The following is a 2306-nucleotide window of genomic DNA, read 5'->3' as shown; positions in this document are numbered from 1 at the left end:
TTAAATTGGCTAATTGGATTCTCTTTGATAAACCGGAGACCAGCTTTTAAAAAAATTGTCCGGCACAAAGCTCGAACCTTTGCACAGGGCAGTTTTTGTAGGCAAGGAATGTTGGGCTTTACAGACCATATCCGTTCGGCCTGAGGAAAATGCGAAGCATTTGTCTCGAAGGCCTGGCACTGTACCACAGGCTTCGAGACAGCGCTAAAGCGCTTCCTCAGCCCGAACGATGTTGTGAAATGTAGAAATTTAATTCCTTAACTTAACGGCTATGGGTTTTACAGCCCAACCATGGGATTGAATCTCCTGATATGAAAGCGAAGGATTTTATGATAAACTTTGTTAATATCTGAGCAATTTGTTATAATAAAATAATCCTCAAGGTAGTCCAGACAATTACTTCTGTTTTCCATACATAGGAAGTATTCGATCAAGAGCCAGGATATCCACAGCAGAAAGAAAATCCTATGAATTTTGAAAATTTGAATTTAGCAGAACCTTTATTAAAAGCAATTCGTGAACAACGTTATAAACAACCTTCTCCAATACAGCAACAAGCAATTCCACTGATCTTAAAAGGGAGTGATTTGCTGGCTTCAGCACAGACAGGAACAGGAAAAACCGCCGCTTTCACATTGCCGATTATTCAGCAGTTAATAAATAAGCCTGCGGCCAAAGCCAGGCATATTTCGGCTTTAATAATAGTGCCCACGAGAGAACTGGCAGCACAGGTACATCAAAGTATTGTACATTACAGTCAATATGTGACGTTACGATCCGCGGTAGTTTATGGCGGCGTAAAAATTAATCCTCAAATCGCGGCATTAAACACTGGTATTGATATTTTAGTAGCGACACCTGGCCGACTGCTGGATCTTTATAATCAGAAGGCTGTGTTTTTTAACGACCTGCAGACTCTGGTTCTGGATGAAGCGGATCGTATGCTGGATATGGGTTTTATCCACGATATCAGAAAGATTATTTCTTTACTGCCCCGTACGCGCCAGAATCTGTTATTTTCAGCGACCTTTTCCGATGAAATTCGCAAACTGGCCAAAGGCCTGCTTACTGATCCGGTTGAAGTTTCAGTCACGCCGACCAATTCTACAGCGCCTAAAGTTACCCAGCTTATCCACCCGGTCGATAAAGCCCGAAAAACAGCGTTACTGTGCCATTTGATTCAAAAAGAAAATTGGACGCAAACTCTGGTATTCGCTCGCACTAAACATGGCGCCAACAAGCTGGTTAAAGGCCTGGCCGCGGCTAATATCTCCGCGTTAGCCATTCATGGCAACAAAAGCCAGCCCCAGCGGTTAAAAGCGCTAGGCGATTTTAAAGCAGGGAAAATACAGATTTTAGTTGCAACCGATATCGCCGCCCGCGGAATTGATATTGAACAACTGCCTTTAGTTGTCAATTTTGATTTGCCTCAGGTCGCGCATGACTATGTACATCGTATAGGCCGAACCGGGCGCGCAGGCCGTGCTGGACTTGCTGTTTCATTAGTATGTGCCGATGAATTCAAGCAATTACAGGATATTGAAAAAGTTATTAAGCACCGTCTCCAACGCGTTGAAATTGATGATTTTGAACCCGATCACCGCCTGCCAACACAAGTAAAACCGTCACCTGCAGTGAAGCAGAATAAACGCCCTGAGTCAGCCAAACCTGGAAAAAATAATAAAAAACGGGTTTCAAACTCTAAATTCAGGTGAAGACAATGCAGATATGGATTGATGGCGATGCCTGTCCCAAAATTATTAAGGAAATGTTATTTCGTGCAGCGATCAGAACGCAAACCTGTTTAATTGCAGTATCGAATCATCCTATCTCTATTCCGCCATCACCGTTTATCAAAAGATATCAGGTAGGCGCCGGGTTTGACGTTGCTGATAAATACATCCTTACTGCCATGAGATCAGGGGATCTAGTGATAACGGCTGATATTCCACTTGCTGATGCAGTAATTACTCAGGGCGGTCATGCCTTGAACCCGCGAGGAGAATTGTATTCGGCCCATAATATCAAACAACATCTCGCGATCCGCAACCTGAATGATTCGCTGCGAAGTTGCAATATGATTGCCGGCGGGCCTAATAAAATCAGTCAAAAAGAAGTTCGTGATTTTGCCAATAAGCTGGATAAATTTTTAGGTTCGGCTTTACAGCCCAACCTGGATTAATAATTCAAATTTGGACTGTAAGAGTACGTAAATCCAGCGTAGGTTGGGCTGTAAAGCCCAATGGCGCTGCCTTAAGCTGCTTGATTATTAACCATTGACCTTGCTCTTTGGTCCAAGATTTTTT

At 43.2% G+C, this 2306-nt stretch carries 2 protein-coding genes; both read left to right on the top strand.

Going from position 1 to position 2306, the window contains the following annotated elements:
- Window positions 1–467: 467 nt before the first annotated feature.
- Window positions 468–1715, top strand: a complete 1248-nt coding sequence (locus tag ACFORL_RS07915; protein WP_382342813.1) for a DEAD/DEAH box helicase — start codon at window positions 468–470, stop codon at window positions 1713–1715.
- A 5-nt stretch (window positions 1716–1720) separates the two neighbouring features.
- Window positions 1721–2182: a YaiI/YqxD family protein gene (locus ACFORL_RS07910; protein ID WP_382342811.1), complete on the top strand. Its 462-nt coding sequence runs from the start codon at window positions 1721–1723 to the stop codon at window positions 2180–2182.
- Window positions 2183–2306 lie beyond the last annotated feature (124 nt).

It is taken from the genome of Legionella dresdenensis (genome assembly GCF_042649825.1).
GTDB classification, from domain to species: domain Bacteria; phylum Pseudomonadota; class Gammaproteobacteria; order Legionellales; family Legionellaceae; genus Legionella_C; species Legionella_C dresdenensis.
The sequence above is the reverse complement of the archived record's forward strand: the minus strand, read 5'-3'. Positions and strand labels throughout refer to the sequence as shown.

Coding starts and splice junctions, on each gene's coding strand:
- ACFORL_RS07910 (WP_382342811.1), top strand. CDS start 1,721: ATGCAGATATGGATTGATGGCGATGCCTGTCCCAAAATTATTAAGGAA.
- ACFORL_RS07915 (WP_382342813.1), top strand. CDS start 468: ATGAATTTTGAAAATTTGAATTTAGCAGAACCTTTATTAAAAGCAATT.